Origin of the sequence: Mycolicibacterium litorale (assembly GCF_010731695.1) — a bacterium.
Lineage (GTDB): Bacteria > Actinomycetota > Actinomycetes > Mycobacteriales > Mycobacteriaceae > Mycobacterium > Mycobacterium litorale.
This window is the reverse complement of the sequence record NZ_AP022586.1, coordinates 3,540,213-3,556,595: the sequence shown is the minus strand read 5'-3', so window position 1 is coordinate 3,556,595 and position 16,383 is coordinate 3,540,213. Positions and strand designations below refer to the sequence as shown.

At 67.7% G+C, this 16,383-nt stretch carries 11 protein-coding genes and 1 tRNA gene; 8 read left to right on the top strand and 4 right to left on the bottom strand.

The genetic code is table 11. From position 1 onward, the window contains the following. A complete protein-coding gene (locus G6N30_RS16820) occupies positions 1 to 471 on the top strand; it encodes a lipoprotein LppJ family protein (protein ID WP_234880160.1) in 471 nt (156 codons plus the stop codon). Here G6N30_RS16820 and G6N30_RS16815 read toward each other — a convergent pair. Further along, positions 458 to 949: a YajQ family cyclic di-GMP-binding protein gene (locus tag G6N30_RS16815; protein ID WP_134054682.1), complete on the bottom strand. Its 492-nt coding sequence runs from the start codon at positions 947 to 949 to the stop codon at positions 458 to 460. The genes G6N30_RS16820 and G6N30_RS16815 overlap by 14 nt on opposite strands. 102 nt (positions 950 to 1,051) lie before the next feature. Between G6N30_RS16815 and G6N30_RS16810 the strand changes: the two genes are divergently transcribed. From G6N30_RS16810 to G6N30_RS16800, 3 genes are all read left to right on the top strand, one after another. Beyond that, positions 1,052 to 1,134 (top strand) — tRNA-Tyr (locus tag G6N30_RS16810). 147 nt (positions 1,135 to 1,281) lie between these two features. Then, on the top strand, positions 1,282 to 3,495 hold the full coding sequence (locus tag G6N30_RS16805) for a 6-phosphofructokinase (protein WP_134054680.1): 2,214 nt from the start codon (positions 1,282 to 1,284) through the stop codon (positions 3,493 to 3,495). 55 nt (positions 3,496 to 3,550) lie between these two features. Further along, positions 3,551 to 6,271 carry a cation-translocating P-type ATPase gene (locus G6N30_RS16800; RefSeq protein WP_134054677.1) on the top strand — a complete coding sequence of 907 codons (2,721 nt, stop codon included), beginning with the start codon at positions 3,551 to 3,553 and terminating at the stop codon, positions 6,269 to 6,271. A gap of 6 nt (positions 6,272 to 6,277) precedes the next feature. Here G6N30_RS16800 and G6N30_RS16795 read toward each other — a convergent pair whose 3' ends face one another. The 3 genes from G6N30_RS16795 to G6N30_RS16785 all read right to left on the bottom strand — a co-directional run bounded on the left by G6N30_RS16795 (position 6,278) and on the right by G6N30_RS16785 (position 10,271). After that, complete coding sequence (locus G6N30_RS16795) at positions 6,278 to 7,357, bottom strand: acyltransferase family protein (protein ID WP_163687637.1); 1,080 nt, start codon at positions 7,355 to 7,357, stop codon at positions 6,278 to 6,280. A gap of 87 nt (positions 7,358 to 7,444) precedes the next feature. After that, positions 7,445 to 8,359 carry an L-lactate dehydrogenase gene (locus tag G6N30_RS16790; protein WP_234880159.1) on the bottom strand — a complete coding sequence of 305 codons (915 nt, stop codon included), beginning with the start codon at positions 8,357 to 8,359 and terminating at the stop codon, positions 7,445 to 7,447. A 115-nt stretch (positions 8,360 to 8,474) separates the two neighbouring features. Further along, a complete protein-coding gene (locus G6N30_RS16785) occupies positions 8,475 to 10,271 on the bottom strand; it encodes an SLC13 family permease (RefSeq protein ID WP_134054671.1) in 1,797 nt (598 codons plus the stop codon). Between the two features lie 229 nt (positions 10,272 to 10,500). Between G6N30_RS16785 and G6N30_RS16780 the strand changes: the two genes are divergently transcribed. The 4 genes from G6N30_RS16780 to G6N30_RS16765 all read left to right on the top strand — a co-directional run bounded on the left by G6N30_RS16780 (position 10,501) and on the right by G6N30_RS16765 (position 16,204). After that, on the top strand, positions 10,501 to 10,896 hold the full coding sequence (locus G6N30_RS16780) for an SHOCT domain-containing protein (RefSeq protein ID WP_134054669.1): 396 nt from the start codon (positions 10,501 to 10,503) through the stop codon (positions 10,894 to 10,896). After that, positions 10,893 to 13,235: a glycoside hydrolase family 65 protein gene (locus G6N30_RS16775; RefSeq protein WP_134054667.1), complete on the top strand. Its 2,343-nt coding sequence runs from the start codon at positions 10,893 to 10,895 to the stop codon at positions 13,233 to 13,235. The genes G6N30_RS16780 and G6N30_RS16775 overlap by 4 nt, the downstream gene beginning before the upstream one ends. 99 nt (positions 13,236 to 13,334) lie before the next feature. Then, positions 13,335 to 15,881, top strand: coding sequence for a SpoIIE family protein phosphatase (locus G6N30_RS16770; RefSeq protein ID WP_134054665.1), 2,547 nt, complete (start codon positions 13,335 to 13,337; stop codon positions 15,879 to 15,881). Continuing rightward, positions 15,881 to 16,204 carry an STAS domain-containing protein gene (locus tag G6N30_RS16765; protein WP_134054663.1) on the top strand — a complete coding sequence of 108 codons (324 nt, stop codon included), beginning with the start codon at positions 15,881 to 15,883 and terminating at the stop codon, positions 16,202 to 16,204. The genes G6N30_RS16770 and G6N30_RS16765 overlap by 1 nt, the downstream gene beginning before the upstream one ends. Positions 16,205 to 16,383: the final 179 nt, after the last annotated feature.

Sequence of the window (16,383 nt, the reverse complement as noted above, 5' to 3'; positions counted from 1 at the left end):
ATGTCCAGACCCGGAGGTGGCGGCGGCGACCAGGTCGCCAGCCCGATGACCGACGAGCAGGCCGAAGCGCAGGTCATCGACGCCGGCCGGCAGCTGCGAACGGTCGCCGGCCTGCAGGACGTCGGCGGCGGGTTCTCGTTCGAGTCGTGCAACGACCAGGGGGAGCCGCCGTATCGCGGGTTCGTCGACATGAGCGCGCAGCTGCCCGCGGGCACCGACCTCGACACCTACGCCCGTCAGGTGGCCGACGCGATGGTCGCGGCGGGCTGGACCGACGGGCCGCCGCCGGGCAAGAAGCCGTACGGCACGGTCATCCACAAGGACGGTGTGATGGTCGTGATGCGGCGCGCCAACAACCCCGGACTGCTGGCGTTCACGATCCTCGGCGAGTGCCGCAACACGACCGACCACCGCGACGACGGCAAGACCGTCGGCCGCGACGTCACCGCGGAGTTGCTCAGCGGTAGTTGACGAACTGCAGCGCCACGTCGAGGTCGGCCTGCTTGAGCAGGGCGATGACGGTCTGCAGGTCGTCGCGCTTCTTGCTGCTGACCCGGATCTCGTCACCCTGGATCTGGGCCTTGACGCCCTTGGGGCCCTCGTCGCGGATGATTCTGGTGATCTTCTTGGCCTGCTCGGTGGTGATGCCCTGCTTGATGTCGCCGGTGACGCGGTAGGTCTTGCCGCTGGGCTGCGGGTCGCCGGCGTCGAACGCCTTCATCGAGATGTCACGGCGGACGAGCTTCTCTTTGAAGACGTCGACGGCGGCCTTCGCCCGCTCCTCGGTGGAGCTGACGATCTCGATGGTCTCCTCGCCCTTCCAGGCGATCGTGGTGTCGGTGCCCCGGAAGTCGAATCGGGTGCTCAACTCCTTGGCTGCCTGGTTCAGCGCGTTGTCGACCTCCTGGCGATCGACCTTGCTCACGACGTCGAAGCTGGAATCCGCCATGGACTCGCTCCCCTCCTGGCTTGTTCGGGCGTTTTCGTCTTCGGACCATCCTCGTTGTACCCTGCTAGTCGCACCAAATCCGAGAGGACGGTGCGACCACCCGGCAGGTTGCCCGAGCGGCCAATGGGAGCGGACTGTAAATCCGTCGGCTTACGCCTACGCAGGTTCGAATCCTGCACCTGCCACACTGATCAGGCCCCTCTTCGGAGGGGCCTGATTGCGTTGGTGCGGCAGGTCCACGGCAATCGCATGCGCTACCGCCTCGCCCTGTGATGTCCTGGCTAGGTTGTCCTGCGATCGACCATTCACCAACGGCACGGGGAGCCGGTGACATGTCTGAAGCCTTGTCCGCACCATCGAGCATCGCTGTCCTCACCAGCGGGGGCGACGCGTCGGGCATGAACGCCGCCGTGCGCGCCGTCACCCGCACCGCCGCGCACCACGGCATCGACGTGTACGCCGTCCACGAGGGCTATCACGGTCTCGTCACCGGCGGTGACCTCATCCGCCGCATGGAACCGATTGACGCCGACGGCATCCTGCACCAGGGCGGCACCGTCATCGGCACCGCGCGGTCCAAGCAGTTCCGGACCCGCGAGGGCCGCCGCGCGGCCGTCCGCAACATGGTTTCGCACGGCATCGACGCGCTCGTCGTGATCGGCGGCGACGGCAGCCTCGCCGGAGCCAACCTGTTCCGCCAGGAATGGGCGGGCCTGCTCCCCGAACTGGTCGACAGCGGGGCGATCTCGCCGGATGTCGCGGAGGCACATCCGTTCCTGCGTCTGGTCGGTCTCGTCGGGTCGATCGACAACGACATGGCCGGCACCGACATGACGATCGGCGCCGATACGGCGTTGCACCGCATCGTCGAGGCGCTGGACGCGCTGCAGAGCACCGCGGCCAGCCACCAACGCACCTTCGTCGTGGAGGTGATGGGACGGAACTGCGGCTACCTCGCCCTGATGGCGTCGCTGGCGACGGCGGCGAGCTGGGTCCTCATCCCCGAGCACCCGCCGGCCAAGGGCTGGGAGGAGCAGATGTGCCGGGACCTCAAAGCGGGACGGGACATCGGCCGCAGGCACAGCGTCGTCGTGCTCGCCGAAGGCGCCCACGACCGCGACGGCAACCGGATCACCGCCGAACAGGTGAAGACGCTGCTGGAAGACGAACTCGGCGAGGAGACCCGGGTCACCGTCCTCGGGCACGTGCAACGCGGCGGCGCGCCAAGCGCTTTCGACCGCTACTTCGCCACGGTGCTCGGTCATCTCGCGGTCGAACGACTGCTCACCGACGAACCACACGCGCCGGCCCAGATGATCGGGCTGCAGGGTGACCGGGTGGTCACCGAACCGCTGATGGAATGTGTGGCGCAGACCCAGGAGCTCGCCGAGCGTGTCAAAGCCCACGACTACGACAAGGCAATGCTGTTGCGCGGTGGGAACTTCCGGCAGTCGTACGAGATTCTGCAGACCATTCAGAAGGCGGCCCCGCGGCCGGTCACGGCGCCGCGACGCCGGATCGCGATCGTGCACGGCGGCGGACCCGCGCCGGGAATGAACACCGCGGTGCGTGCCGCAGTCCGATTGGGCCTCGACCGCGGCCACACCGTGCTCGCGGTCAGGAACGGATTTCGCGGACTACGCAACGGCGATGTCCGGGAAATGGATTGGATGGACGTCAGTGGCTGGGTGTCCGAAGGGGGCGCCGAGATCGGCACCAACCGGGACGTGCCCGGACCCGCCGAGATCGCCCAGATCGCCGAACAGGTCGCGGCCCACCGGATCGACGGACTGCTGATGGCCGGCGGGTGGGCCGGCTACCAGGCCGCGCACGAGCTGCACCGGCACCGAGAGCAGTATGCCGCGCTCGACATCCCGATCGTGTGTTTGCCGATGACCATCAACAACGACGTCCCGGGAACCGAATTGAGCGTCGGCGGCGATACCGCGCTCAACAGTATCGTGGCCGACGTCGACAAGATCCGGCGGTCCGCGGTCGCCACGCGGCGGGTGTTCGTCGTCGAAGTGATGGGTCACGAGTGCGGCTATCTCGCTCTGATGAGCGGTTTGGCCACCGGGGCCGAGCGGATCTACCTGCCGGAAGACGGCATCACCCTGGACGGCATGACCGCCGATGTCCACGCGCTGGCGGCGAGCTTCCGCGCCGGCAACCGGGTCGGCTTGATCGTCCGCAGCGAAAGGTCCGATCGCGTGTACACCACCGGATTCATCACCGCACTGTTCGAGAAGGAGGGCGGGGACCTCTTCGACGCGCGGGAAGAAGTCCTCGGTCACGTGCAGGAGGGTGGCAACCCCACGCCGTTCGACCGGGTACGGGCGACGATCCTGACGGCACGCTGCCTGGATTTCCTCTCCGAGCAGTTCGACTCCGGCGGTCGGGCCGGCGCGATAGTCGGCTTCCGATCCGGCCAATTGGCATTCACCGACCTCGCGCTGTACCCGTCGCTCATCGAAAAAAGCGCTCAGCGTCCCGTCGAACAGCGCTGGCTGGATCATCGCGGGCTTGCGGTCGTGATGCGCGATTGAGGCGGCCGGCGAAGTTGCAATTGCATAGCGCCGCATCAACGGGCACCATCCGAATATGGCGGGAATCACCGCCCCGGGAGAAGATGCGCTGGACACTGCGCTGGCGTATTCGCACAGTGCTGCCGAAGTCCTTGCGGTATTGGACAGTTCGAGTGACGGGCTGGACGGCGTCACCGCGCAGGAGCGGTTGGCGGTCTACGGCGCGAACAAACTCCCCGAGAAGAAGCCCCGGCCTGCAATTCTGCGATTCCTGGCGCACTTCAACAATGTCCTGATCTATATCCTGATCGCTGCCGGCGTGCTGAAAGCCATCCTCAACGAATGGGTGGACTGCGTTGTCATCATCTCCGTCGCGGTGATCAACGCGACGGTCGGATTCCTCCAGGAAGGCCGGGCCCAGCGGGCGCTCGACAGCATCCGGGAGATGTTGTCGGTCACCGCACAGGTACGCCGCGACGGCCACTGGCAGAAGGTGGACGCGCAGACGCTGGTCCCCGGTGACATCGTGCGCATCGCCTCGGGTGACCGGATTCCGGCCGATATGCGGCTGCTCGCGATCGCGAATCTGCGCGTGGAGGAGTCGGCGCTCACCGGCGAATCACTGCCGGCGAAGAAAGACGTCGCGAAGGTCGGCGCGGACGCAGGCCTGGGTGACCGGATGTCGATGGTGTACTCGGGGACGATCGTCGCCGCCGGATCCGGCACCGGCGTGGTGACCGCCACCGGAAGCAGTACGGAGATCGGCCGCATCCAGTCGCTCATCGCCGACGTCCAGACCATCGACACGCCGTTGACCCGCAAGCTGGCGCGTTTCGGCCGTCAACTGTCGGTGGGCATTCTGGGTATGGCGGCGTTGATGCTGGTGATCGGCAAGCTGCTGCACGAATTCTCGATCAGCGAACTCATCACCGCGGCAATAGGTTTCGCCGTCGCAGCCATCCCGGAGGGGCTGCCCGCGGTCGTCACCATCACCCTTGCGCTGGGCGTGCAGCAGATGGCCCGCCGACGGGCGATCACCCGCAAGCTCCCCGCGGTCGAGGCACTCGGCGCGGTCAACGTCATCTGTTCGGACAAGACCGGCACGCTCACCCAGAACGAGATGACCGCCCGTACCGTGGTGACCGCGCACCACCGGTTCGACGTCACCGGCACCGGATACCGGCCCGAGGGCGGTATCGACCTCGACGGCGCACCGATCGCTCCGGGCGACCATCCCGACCTGGCGGCACTACTGACGACGATGGCCGTCTGCAACGACGCGCGACTGGACGAGGCCGACGGTCAGTGGCGGGTGGTGGGAGAGCCGACAGAGGGCGCATTGCGCACGTTGACGCAGAAGGTCGGTGTCGACGACGCCGACTGGCCGCGTCTCGGTGTGGTGCCGTTCGAATCGGCGAACAAATTCATGGTGACGCTCAACGCCACACCCGGCGGTGACCGCTGTCTGTACGTGAAGGGCGCTCCGGATCGGCTGCTCGACCGCTCCACCACGCAGGCCGGCGGCGCCTCCGCCGAGCCGCTCGATCGCGTGCTCTGGGAGTCACGCATCGACGAACTCAGCGACCAGGGGTTGCGCGTGCTGGCCGCGGCGCGGCGACCTGCGGCCGGCGCCGACACCGTCGACATCGACGACGTCGCCGACGGGCTGGAGTTCCTCGGCGTCGTCGGCATCGTCGACCCGCCGAGGCCCGAGGCCATCACGGCCATCGCGACGTGCCACACCGCGGGCATCCAGGTCACGATGATCACCGGTGACCATGCCGGGACCGCGCGCGCCATCGCCCGCGAGATGGGCATCATCAAGACCGGTGACGAGCCGCGGGTCGTCACCGGCGCCGAACTGGAGGCGATGAGCCAGACGCGGCTGCGGCAGGTGGCCGACGAGGTCGACGTCTACGCACGTACGAGCCCCGAGCACAAACTACGCATCGTCAGCGCACTGCAGGCCCAGGGCAAGGTCGTCGCGATGACCGGCGACGGGGTCAACGACGCACCGGCGCTGACCCGGGCAGACATCGGCGTGGCGATGGGGATCAAGGGCACCGAGGCGACCAAGGAGGCCGCAGGGATCGTCCTGGCCGACGACAACTTCGCGACCATCGAGAAGGCCGTCGAAGAGGGACGGCGCATCTACGACAACATCCGCAAATCCGTGCTGTTCATGTTGCCCACCAACGGCGCCCAGTCGCTGATCATCCTCGTCGCGATCATGCTCGGATTCGCGCTGCCACTGGAGCCGGTGCAGATCCTGTGGGTCAACATGGTCACGTCCGTGACGTTGACGCTCGCGCTGGTCTTCGAGAAGGCCGAGGACGGCCTCATGCAGCGCCCGCCCCGCACGCCGGACCAGGCGCTGGTGAACCGGGCCGACATCGCGATGATCGCCCTGGTGTCGGTGCTCGTGGCGGGGGCCGCCCTCACCGAGTTCTTCGTCGCGCGGGCGGGCGGAGTGGCGCTGGCGGTGGCCCAGACCGCCGCGGTGAACATGTTGTCCCTCGGCCAGCTGGCCTACCTGCTGAACTGCCGGTTCGTCACCTCGTCGAGCCTGAGACCGAAAGTGTTCAAGGGCAATCCGTGGGTATGGCGGATGGCCGGCGCGATGCTCGTGCTGCAGCTCTTGTTCACCTATGCACCGTTCATGAACGACTGGTTCCATACAGCGCCCATCACGATCCGTGGCTGGCTGGTCGCGATCGCGTTGGCCATTGCGGTCTTCCTGGTCGTCGAGCTGGCCAAATGGGTTGGCCGCAGGTTCATGCCGTCGGCGATGTGGTAGCCGGCTTCAGGACGGTCGCCGCAATCGGCGCACGGCAAGCCGACTCCCGGCCAGCATCGCCAGGATGACCGCGAGCACCAGGCCCGGGCCCACGATCCACACCGGACGGGTGAGCCACCACGTCGCGGTCGGCTCGCTGGACAACGCGAACCCGGCCCGCTCGTAGAACCACAGGAACACCACGAGAGCGGTCATGTGCCAGGTGAACACCGGCATGGTCACCCCGTTCGCGGCGACGACCGCCCGCCAGGGTCCGCGGCGCTGCAACCATGCGTTGAGCCGGGGACGGGCGAGCATCACGAGTCCGAGTTGGAACGTCGCGAGCGCCGTGATGGGGGCGGTGGTCGGGAACATGTTGCTGGTGTCCTCGCCCTGCACGGCGACCATCGAGCGGGAGTACGGCCCGAACGTCGTGAGGACGACGAGGCCGACGAATCCCGCCGTGGCGACCGCCGCCGCCCCGAGTCGGCCGGCCTTGACCAGCGTGCCGTCGCGCCAGAAGTAGCCGATCTGGTGGCAGAACAGCCACACGCACGCCGAACCGATCAGTGCCGGGGCGAACCCGCCCCACCCCGGCCCCAGCCGCAGGACGTCCGATGCCAGGACCAGCGCGGCGAGGACGGCGGGCACCCGCCACCCCCAGGCCCGGTGCAGGCGCGCCGTGAACGGCACCAGGGCGACGACGCCGGCGTAGACGCCGATGAACCAGAGTGGGACGAACACCACGATTCCCCACTCGAGCACGCTGCGCCGGCCGGTGGCCTGCAGCACCAGGTCGAAGGCCAGCCACACGGCGAGGAAGGGCAGCAGCGGCGCCAGCAGCCGCCGCATCCGCGCCCCGATGAAGCTCGCGGCGCTCCCTCCGGCGCGGGTCACCGCGTCCCAGCCCGCGAGGTTGGCGTAGCCGCCGACGAAGAAGAACACGGGCATCACCTGCAGCACCCACGTCGCCGCCCACTTACCGGGCACGTAGCCGATGGGATTGGGCATGACGAGCGTGTAGTCACCGTCCCAGTGGGTGATCGACAGCGTCCAGTGCCACAGCACGACAACGCAGATGCTGGCGGCCCGCAGGAAGTCGACCACCCGGTCCCGGCTGGCCGGTGTCGCGTCGACCAGCGCGTCGAGATCGGGCAGCGCGCCTCGTCGTTTATCGATCTGCGCCTCCGATGTTCACAGGCCCAGCGACGCCTGGGCCTGTTTGAGGGTCGCGGCGCTCGCCTGCAGGCTCAGCAGTTCGGACACCGACAGCGGTACTTCGAGCACCCGGCCCGCGCCGGCGGCCGTCACCACGGTCGGCAGCGACAGGCAGACATCGCTGATCTCGTAGGCGCCGCGCTGCACCGTCGACACCGGCAACACACGGTGCTGGTCACCCAGGATCGCCTCGACGATGCGGGCGGTCGACAACCCGATGGCCAGGCTCGTCGCCCCCTTGCCGGCGATAACCTCGTAGGCGGCGTTGACCACTTCGGCGGAGATTGCGTTGCGCGTGGGCTCGTCGAACACCACGTTGCCGTCGACGCGGAAGTTCTCGGCAGGCACCCCGCCGATCGAGACACTCGACCACAGGGGTATCTGTGAGTCGCCGTGCTCGCCGATGATGAACCCGTGCACGTTGGCGACGGCGAGGTCGGCCCGCTGGGCGATGAGGTAACGAAATCTGCTGGAGTCCAACACCGTTCCGGAACCGAAGATGCGTCCGTCGTCGGTGCCCGCCGCGGTGACGGCGGCGTAGGTGACGACGTCGACCGGGTTGGTGACGAAGATGATGATCGCGCCGGGCGAGTGCTCGAAGAGCTCCGGCGTCAACGCCTGGGCCATCGCGACATTCGTGGTCGCCAGGTCCAATCGCGTCTGGCCTTGGTCTTGTTTGGCTCCGGCCGTGACGATGACGATCCTCGAGCCGGCGGTGACCGCGATGTCGTCGGATCCGGTGATCGGACAGTGCGGCACGAACTGGCTGCCGTGGTTGAGGTCGAGCAGTTCCGCGCGGACCTTCTTGCTGTTGATGTCGTAGAGCGCCAACGCCCCGGCGGACCCCCGGATCAGACAGGCATAGGCGATGGCGGTGCCGACGCTGCCCATCCCGACAATGCTGACTTTGTTCGACGATCCCTGCGATGCCCCCGTCATCACTCCATAGTCGACGATGAAGCGCCGTGCGGGAAGGACCCGACGAAAAACTCCGAAACAGACGCTGTCAACGCAGCGGCCAGAACAACGGGACCACCAGCATGGCGACCACGTACCACGCCATCATGGTGACGATCCCGAGCCGCCAGTAGTCGCTGAACCGGTAGCCGCCGGGGTTCAGCACGATCATGTTGGCCGGCGTGGCAATCGGAGTCAGCAGCGACGCCGCGCCGGCCAGCGCCACCAGCATCAGCATCGCCTGCACCGAGATGCCGCTCTCGGTGGCGGCCGCCACCGCGATAGGGACCACGACCAGCACCGTCGCCACATTGGAGATGAACTGCCCGAGCAGTGCGGTGAGCACGAACACGACCGTGAGCACGAGATACGGGCTGCGATTGCCCGCCAGTTCGACGATCGGGGCGGCGATCAGCTCGGCCGCTCCACTGGTCTGGATGGCCGTGGACAACGGGATCAGTGCGCCGATGAGAATGATGGTCTGCCAAGGGATCGCGCGGTACACCTGTTCGGTACGCACCACCCGCAACGCCACCGTCGCCAGCGCGGCGAGCAACGCCGCCACGGCCGGCGGCATGGCGCCTGATATCAGTAAACCGACCATCATGGCGAGCACGGCCAGCGCCCGGAGTGCCGAATGGTCGAGCGCCACCGTCTGACGGCGAACGTCTTCGGTCGTATCGACGACGAGCATGCCCGAGCCGGTCAACCGGTCGATGGCAGACCACCGGCCATGGACCAGGATCGCGTCGCCCTGGGCGAGTTCGACCACGCGGGTGCCCACATCGGCGTTCATCCGGTGTACCGAGAGCACGGTCAGCCCGTCCCAGGTGTGTCCGGGAAACACCTTCTCTCCCAATCGGTCCGACCGTGGCGGGACGGCCAGCTCGGCGAGGCCGGACTCGCGCCCCACCAGTTTGTCGTACGACCGGCCGGCCACGTCGTCGACCGAACACCCGGCCTGGCCCGCGAACGCGGCGACGGCGTCGTCGTCGCCTTCGACGACGAGCACGTCAGCGGGTGCGAGGCGGTGACCATCGTCGGCCACCCGGCCCGCGCGGGTCTCGGTGGCCACCAGCGTGACCCCGTCGCGCCCCGCGACGAGGTCGCGTACCGGCACGTCGAGCGCCGCTGACCCCTCACCCACCGTCAGCCGGAACAGCCGCCGGTCCAGCCCCCAGTGTTCGACGATGCGCGGCAGGTAGTCACTGAAGTCGCTCGGCAGCGTCGTCGACTCCCGATCGGGCAGGAGGCGGTTCCCGAAAACCACGGCGACCGCGATGGTCACCAGCACGAGCGGCACACCGATGAGCGCGAACTCGAAATAGCCGAAACCGCCCTCGCCGCGGTCGCGGGACGCCTCGAAGATGAGGACGTTGACCGGACTGCCGCCGAGGGTGAGCAGCGCTCCCGCGCTGCAGCCGAACGCCAACGGGATCAGCACTTTTGACGGCCGGATCCGGGCGCGGCGGGCCACCGCCACCGTCACCGGAACCAGCGCCGCGGCCGCCCCGTTGACGGTGATCACGGCGCTGACGACAGCGCCGATCGTCAAGACGGTGACCAGCAGCCGGGCGTAGCCCTGTCCGGCCAGGCGGGCCAGCCGATCACTGACCCACGCGGTGACACCGGATGCGCCAAGGCCTTCGCTGACCACGAAGAGCGATGCGATGAAGACGATGACCGCGTCGCCGAATCCGCTGAAGAGGGTTCGGGTGTCGACCAGACCGGTGAAGAAGAGCACCAACGCGACACCGATCGCGACCACCTCGACCGGAAGCCGGTTCCAGATGAACAACGCGACGGCGACGCCGACGATCACCAGGCTCAGTGTTGCGTCGGACATCTGATCGTCACCTGTGCCGGTGGCGCCGCGTGACCGGCGGGAATCCATCTCGGTTCCCCGCGATGATCCTGGGTGCGATCAGTTCGGTGTCGGCCACGATGTGGTCGATTATCGCGCCGACAGCTGTCCGCGTCGCGGCGATTCGGACAGACAATCCGCCACGCAAGCAAGGATGAAGTGATTCACTGGAAACCGGTCGAAATGCCCGTCCGACACACGAGGAGGGGGAATGGACTGGGGGCCTACGTGGGATTTTCTGTGGCACTTCCTGATCATCTTCGCGTGGATCGCGTATCTGCTCGTCCTGTTCCAGATCCTGGTGGACTTGTTCTGGCGTGACCACAAGACGTCGGGCTGGATGAAGGCCATCTGGGTCTTCTTCCTGATCGTGTTCCCATGGCTGACCGCGCTGATCTATCTGATCGCTCGCGGCAGAGGCATGGCCGAACGCGCGCGGGAGGCGGCCGTCGCCAGTAAACAGGCGACCGACGACTACATCCGCGAGGTCGCGGGCCGGTCGCCCACACAGGAGATCGCCGACGCCAAGGCGCTCCTGGACGACGGGGCGATCACGCAGGGAGAATTCGAATCGCTGAAGGCGAAAGTGCTCAGCCAGGCGCCATGACGGCCCGGGCTGAATTCCAGATCGCCCCGTGGGAACTGCGGTGGTGCGGTTTCGATCTCGACGTGTTGCCTGACATCGAGTCGATCTTCGCCCTTTCGAACGGTCACATCGGCCTGCGCGGAAACCTCGATGAAGGCGAGCCGGTCGGCACGCCCGGCACATACCTCAACGGGCTCTACGAACATCACGAATTGCCCTACGCGGAGGGCGGATACGGTTACCCCGAAGACGGGCAGACCATCGTGAACGTGACCAACGGCAAGACCATCCAGCTGTTCGTCCAAGACGCGCCGATGGACATGCGCTACGGCCGGGTGATCGAACACGAACACGTCCTGGACTTCCGCACGGGGACCCTGCGCCGGGACACCATCTGGGCCTCCCAGACCGGGCGGTCGGTGCGGATCCGATCGGAGCGGCTGGTCTCGTTCACCCAGCGCGCCGTGGTCGCGATCCGCTACGAGGTCGAGCCGCTGGACTCCGACCTGGAACTGGTCGTGCAGTCCGATCTGCTGGCCAACGAGGCGGTGGCCCCACCCGGCAGCGACCCGCGGCTCGCCGCTGCGCTCGATCGACCGCTCGTCGCGGAATTCGCTGCGGCCCAGAAGCGTTCGGCCGTGCTCGTCCATCACACCCGGCGGTCCGGATTACGCGTCGCGTCGGCCATGGATCACCAACTCGACAACGTGCCGGACAACGTGTGCACCGTGCACGCCGAACAGGATCTGGCGCGCATGACCGTCGCGGTCGACCTCGCCAAGGGCGACGTACTGCGCATGACGAAGTTCGTCGCATACGGATGGTCGAGCAGGCGGTCCACGCCGGCGTTGCGGGCGCAGGTGGATGCCGCGCTGGCCCAGGCGAAGCAGACCGGCTGGGACCAACTGGTGGCGCGGCAACGCGAATATCTGGACGCGTTCTGGTCGCACGCCGACATCGAGATCGAAGGGGACGTGGAACTGCAGCAGGCGATCCGGTTCGCACTGTTCCAGGTCCTGCAGGCCGGCGCGCGGGGCGAGAGCCGGCCCATCTCGGCGAAGGGCCTCACCGGCACCGGATACGGCGGACACGCCTTCTGGGACACCGAGATCTTCGTTCTGCCGGTGCTGACCCACACGATGCCGGAGGCGGCGGCCGCGGCGCTGCGCTGGCGACACTCCACGCTGGAGCGGGCCAAACGGCGGGCCCGTGAACTCGCCCACCGGGGAGCGATGTTCGCCTGGCGGACCATCAACGGTGACGAATGCTCCGGGTATTGGCCGGCGGGTACCGCGGCGCCGCATGTGACGGCCGACATCGCCTACGCCACAGCGCAATACGTCGCGTCGACGGGAGACGAACAGTTCGAGACCGACTACGGCGCGGAGCTGTTGGTCGAGACCGCGCGCCTGTGGATGAGCCTCGGCCACCATGATTCGACCGGACAGTTCCGTATCGACGGCGTCACCGGCCCCGACGAGTACACGGCGCTCGTGGACAACAATCTGTTCACCAACCTGATGGCGCAGCACAACCTCACCGAGGCGGTCGCCGTGTGCGCGCGCCGCCCGGTGGAGGCTCGTCGGCTCGGCGTCACGGCCCAGGAGACCGCGGGATGGCGCGACGCCGCGACGCACATGGTGGTGCCGTACAACCCGGACCTCGGGGTGCACGAGCAGTCGGAGAGCTTCACCCGGCTGGCGCACTGGGATTTCGCGCGGACTCCGCCCTCGTCGTATCCGCTTCTGTTGCACTACCCGTACTTCGAGCTGTACCGCACCCAGGTGGTGAAACAGGCCGACCTCACGCTGGCGATGTATCTGCGGGGCGACGCCTTCACCGCCGAAGAGAAAACCCGCAACTTCGAGTATTACGAAGCGTTGACGGTCCGGGATTCCTCGTTGTCGGCGTGCGGGCAGGGCGTCCTGGCGGCCGAGGTGGGCCACCTACAGCTCGCCTACGACTACCTGGTCGAGACGGCCTTGATCGACCTGCACAACCTGCACCACAATGTGTCCAGCGGCCTGCACATCGCGGCCCTGGCCGGAACCTGGATGGTCTGCGTGGCGGGGTTCGGCGGAATGCGGCAACGCGGAACCGAGTTGACGTTCGCCCCGGCGCTCCCGAACACGCTGCACCGTCTGAAGTTCCGGATCCTCTGGCGCGGCAGCTGTCTGGCGGTAGACGTGACCGCCCGTGAGGCCACCTATGCGCTGCAGGGCGGCGAGCCGATGGCCCTCACCCACCACGGACAGCCGTTCACGCTCGGCGCGGACCCCGTCACGTTGCCGCTGCCGGAGCCCGCGTCACCGCCGGAGGTCACGCACCCGGGGAACTGCGCGCCGTACCGGAGAGCGTGACGCCGGTTCGACGTCAGCGTCTTGAGTTCGGCGCGTGCCTGGACACGAAGATCGCACTACCGACCGCGCGCGGGCGTACCTGCCCGTTATTTTGTACCCATGGACGACGACAGGGGGGAGACCGACCCGGACACGCGGGGCGCCCGCGACGTCCTGCACGAGCAGCTCGACGAACTCGCGGCGGCCCGCCACCAACTCGAACAACTCGTCCGTGTCATCGTCGAGATCAGTTCGGACCTGGACCTCGATGTGACCCTGCATCGGATCGTCAGTGCGGCCATCGAACTCACCGGCGCCCGGTGTGGGGCGCTGGGGATCCGCGGAACCGACGGAGAGCTAATCTCCTTCCTGCGCCACGGCCTCGACGACGACGCGGTGCGGCGGCTCAGCGCCTTGCCGGTGGGCGACGGTCTCCGCATCGACGACCTGCTCGCGTCGCCGTATGCGTCGGAGCCGGTCGGTGACGTCCCACCGCTACGGGCCCTCCTGGCTATACCCATCACGGTACGGGGAGCCCACTTCGGGAACCTCTATATCGGCGACGACAGACCTGACCGGGTGTTCACCGACTCGCAGGAAGGCGCCGTGCGGGCAGTGGCGACCGCGGCGGCCGCCGCCATCGACAACGCGCGGCTCTTCGAGCGCGAACGCGAATCCGCGAGATGGACGAAGGCCAGCCGCGAGATCACCACCGCCCTGTTGTCCGGCAATCCCCAGACGGGACCGTTACAGCTCATCGTGAACCGGGCATTGGAGTTGGCCGACGCCGAGCAGGCGATCCTGCTGATCCCGAAAGAACCGGATCTCCTCGCCGATGGTCCCGACACCCTGGTGGTCGCCGCCACGGCGGGCCGGTACGCCTCACAGGTCATCGGTCAGGAGGTCCCGATGGACGGGTCCACCACCGGAGGCGTCGCACGTCGTGGCTTACCGCTCATCACCGGCGCCTTCGAGTATCCGATCGAGGGCTTCACCGACGTCGGTGAGCGTTCGGCGATCGTGATCCCGCTCATCGCGGATGACACTGTCCTCGGCGTGATCGCCGTCGCCCGCCACCCTCAGCAGCCTCCGTTCGGCAACGATTATCTCGACCTCGTCAGTGACTTCGCTCGCCATGCGGCGATCGCGCTGGCGTTGGCCGCCGGTCGCGAACATGCGCTGAATCAGGAACTGGCGCAGGCCGATACCGTCGACGACGCGGTCCACACCGCTGCTGAGGAGCTGCGCCGGCTGTGGCGGGCGCGCCGCGTCCTGGCCGTCACCTTCCCCGCCCACGGTGCCTCCACGGCTCCTCAGGTGGTGTCCGTCGGCGAGCCCGCGCAGTGGGCCGATCTGCCGTTCGACACACAGGACATGCTCGACGCCCTGCGCGCCGGGGACCTCCTCACTCCGGTCTCGACTCAGCCCGGCATGGCGGGAATCGCGCTCCAGCACCCAGCTGGCGTCCTGGTCGTGTGGATCGAACTGGCCGAGCAGCGGCCGTTCACCCTCGAGGACCAGACCCTGCTCACCGTGCTGGCAGGTCGCCTCGGCCAAGGCCTGCAACGGGTGCACCAGGTCGACCAGCAACGTGAAACCGCGTTGGCGCTGCAGCACGCGATCCTCGGGCCCGCCGAACTGCCGCGCGGCTTCGTGGTGCGCTATGAGGCGGCCAGCCGGCCCCTCCAGGTCGGCGGTGACTGGTACGACATCGTCGATCTCGAGGATGGGCGCATCGCGTTGATCGTCGGCGACTGTGTCGGCCACGGCCTCGCCGCGGCGACCGTGATGGGTCAGGTGCGCAGCGCGTGCCGTGCGTTGCTGTTCGAGAATCCCAGTCCCAGCGCCGCTTTGATGGGGATGGATCGTTTCGCCGCGCGGCTTCCCGGCGCCCATGGCACCACGGCGGTTTGCGCGGTGCTCGATCCCGCCACCGGTGAGCTGGTGTACTCCAGTGCCGGGCACCCGCCGCCCATCCTGGTTGACGCCGACGGCACCACCCGGACCCTCGACGAAGGCCACACCATCGCGTTGGGCGTGCGACCCAACTGGGTCCGCCCCGAAGCCCGTACGACCATCCGGGCGCGCGCGACTCTGCTGCTCTACACCGACGGCCTGGTCGAACGCCGCCGCAAGGCGCTGATCGACGGGATCTCGCGCGCTGCTGCGCTTTTCCGGGACGGCCGCGCCGCCACGTTGGATGATCTGGCGAACCGGCTGATGTCCGGTCTCGCCCCGGTGGCCGGTTATCAGGATGATGTCGTTCTCCTGCTCTACCGCCGGCCCGCTCCGCTTCAGCTGCAGTTTCCCGCGCATGTCAGTCACCTCGCACCCACTCGCACTGCCCTGCGCGAGTGGTTGACCGGGGCGGAGGTGGACCCGGTTCGGACGATGGACGTGCTCGTGGCCGCGGGCGAAGCCGTTGCCAACGCCATCGAGCACGGCCACCGCGACAAGCCGGAGGGGACGGTGAGTCTCAGCGCGACCGCGCTGGTCGACGAGGTGCATCTGACCATCACCGACAGCGGGACATGGAAGCCCCCGAAAGCAACCCCCGACCTTCATCGCGGTCGGGGTGTCGCTCTCATGCGGGGCCTCATGCGCGATGTCACCATCAACGCCGGCGCTGCCGGAACCACTGTTCACCTGTCCGCGAGGATCACGTGATGCCCATGCCTCTGACTCTGGAGACCACGCGTGGCGGCGACGGCACGGTGGTGCTGACCGCAGCGGGGGAGATCGATCTCAGCAACGTCGACGCCTTCCGCCAGGCGCTCGCGGGTGCCACCGCCGAGGCGGGCGGTGAAGGCGGGTCGCTCACCGTCGATCTCAGTGCGGTCGACTATCTGGACAGCGCTGCCATCAACGTCTTGTTCGCCGCGTCGGACAAGATCGATCTGATCGCTGCGCCTCTGCTGATGTCCATCCTCACCGTCAGCGGTCTGGCCGAGCTGGTCACCATCACGGTGCTGCCTGAGGAGACGAGTTGACCGGCGCGGCAAGACGATCCGGTGCAACCGGATGTACAGCGCCAGCCACCTGGGCCGGAAAAGGACAGAGCTTGTCTACCTGCCGCCCCGACGGCAGGTAGACAAGCATCTGTGACGTCGCATCCCCCGGGCGACGCACCCGGACTCAGTGCGATTCGTGCGCCCCGCCGCTGATCCCA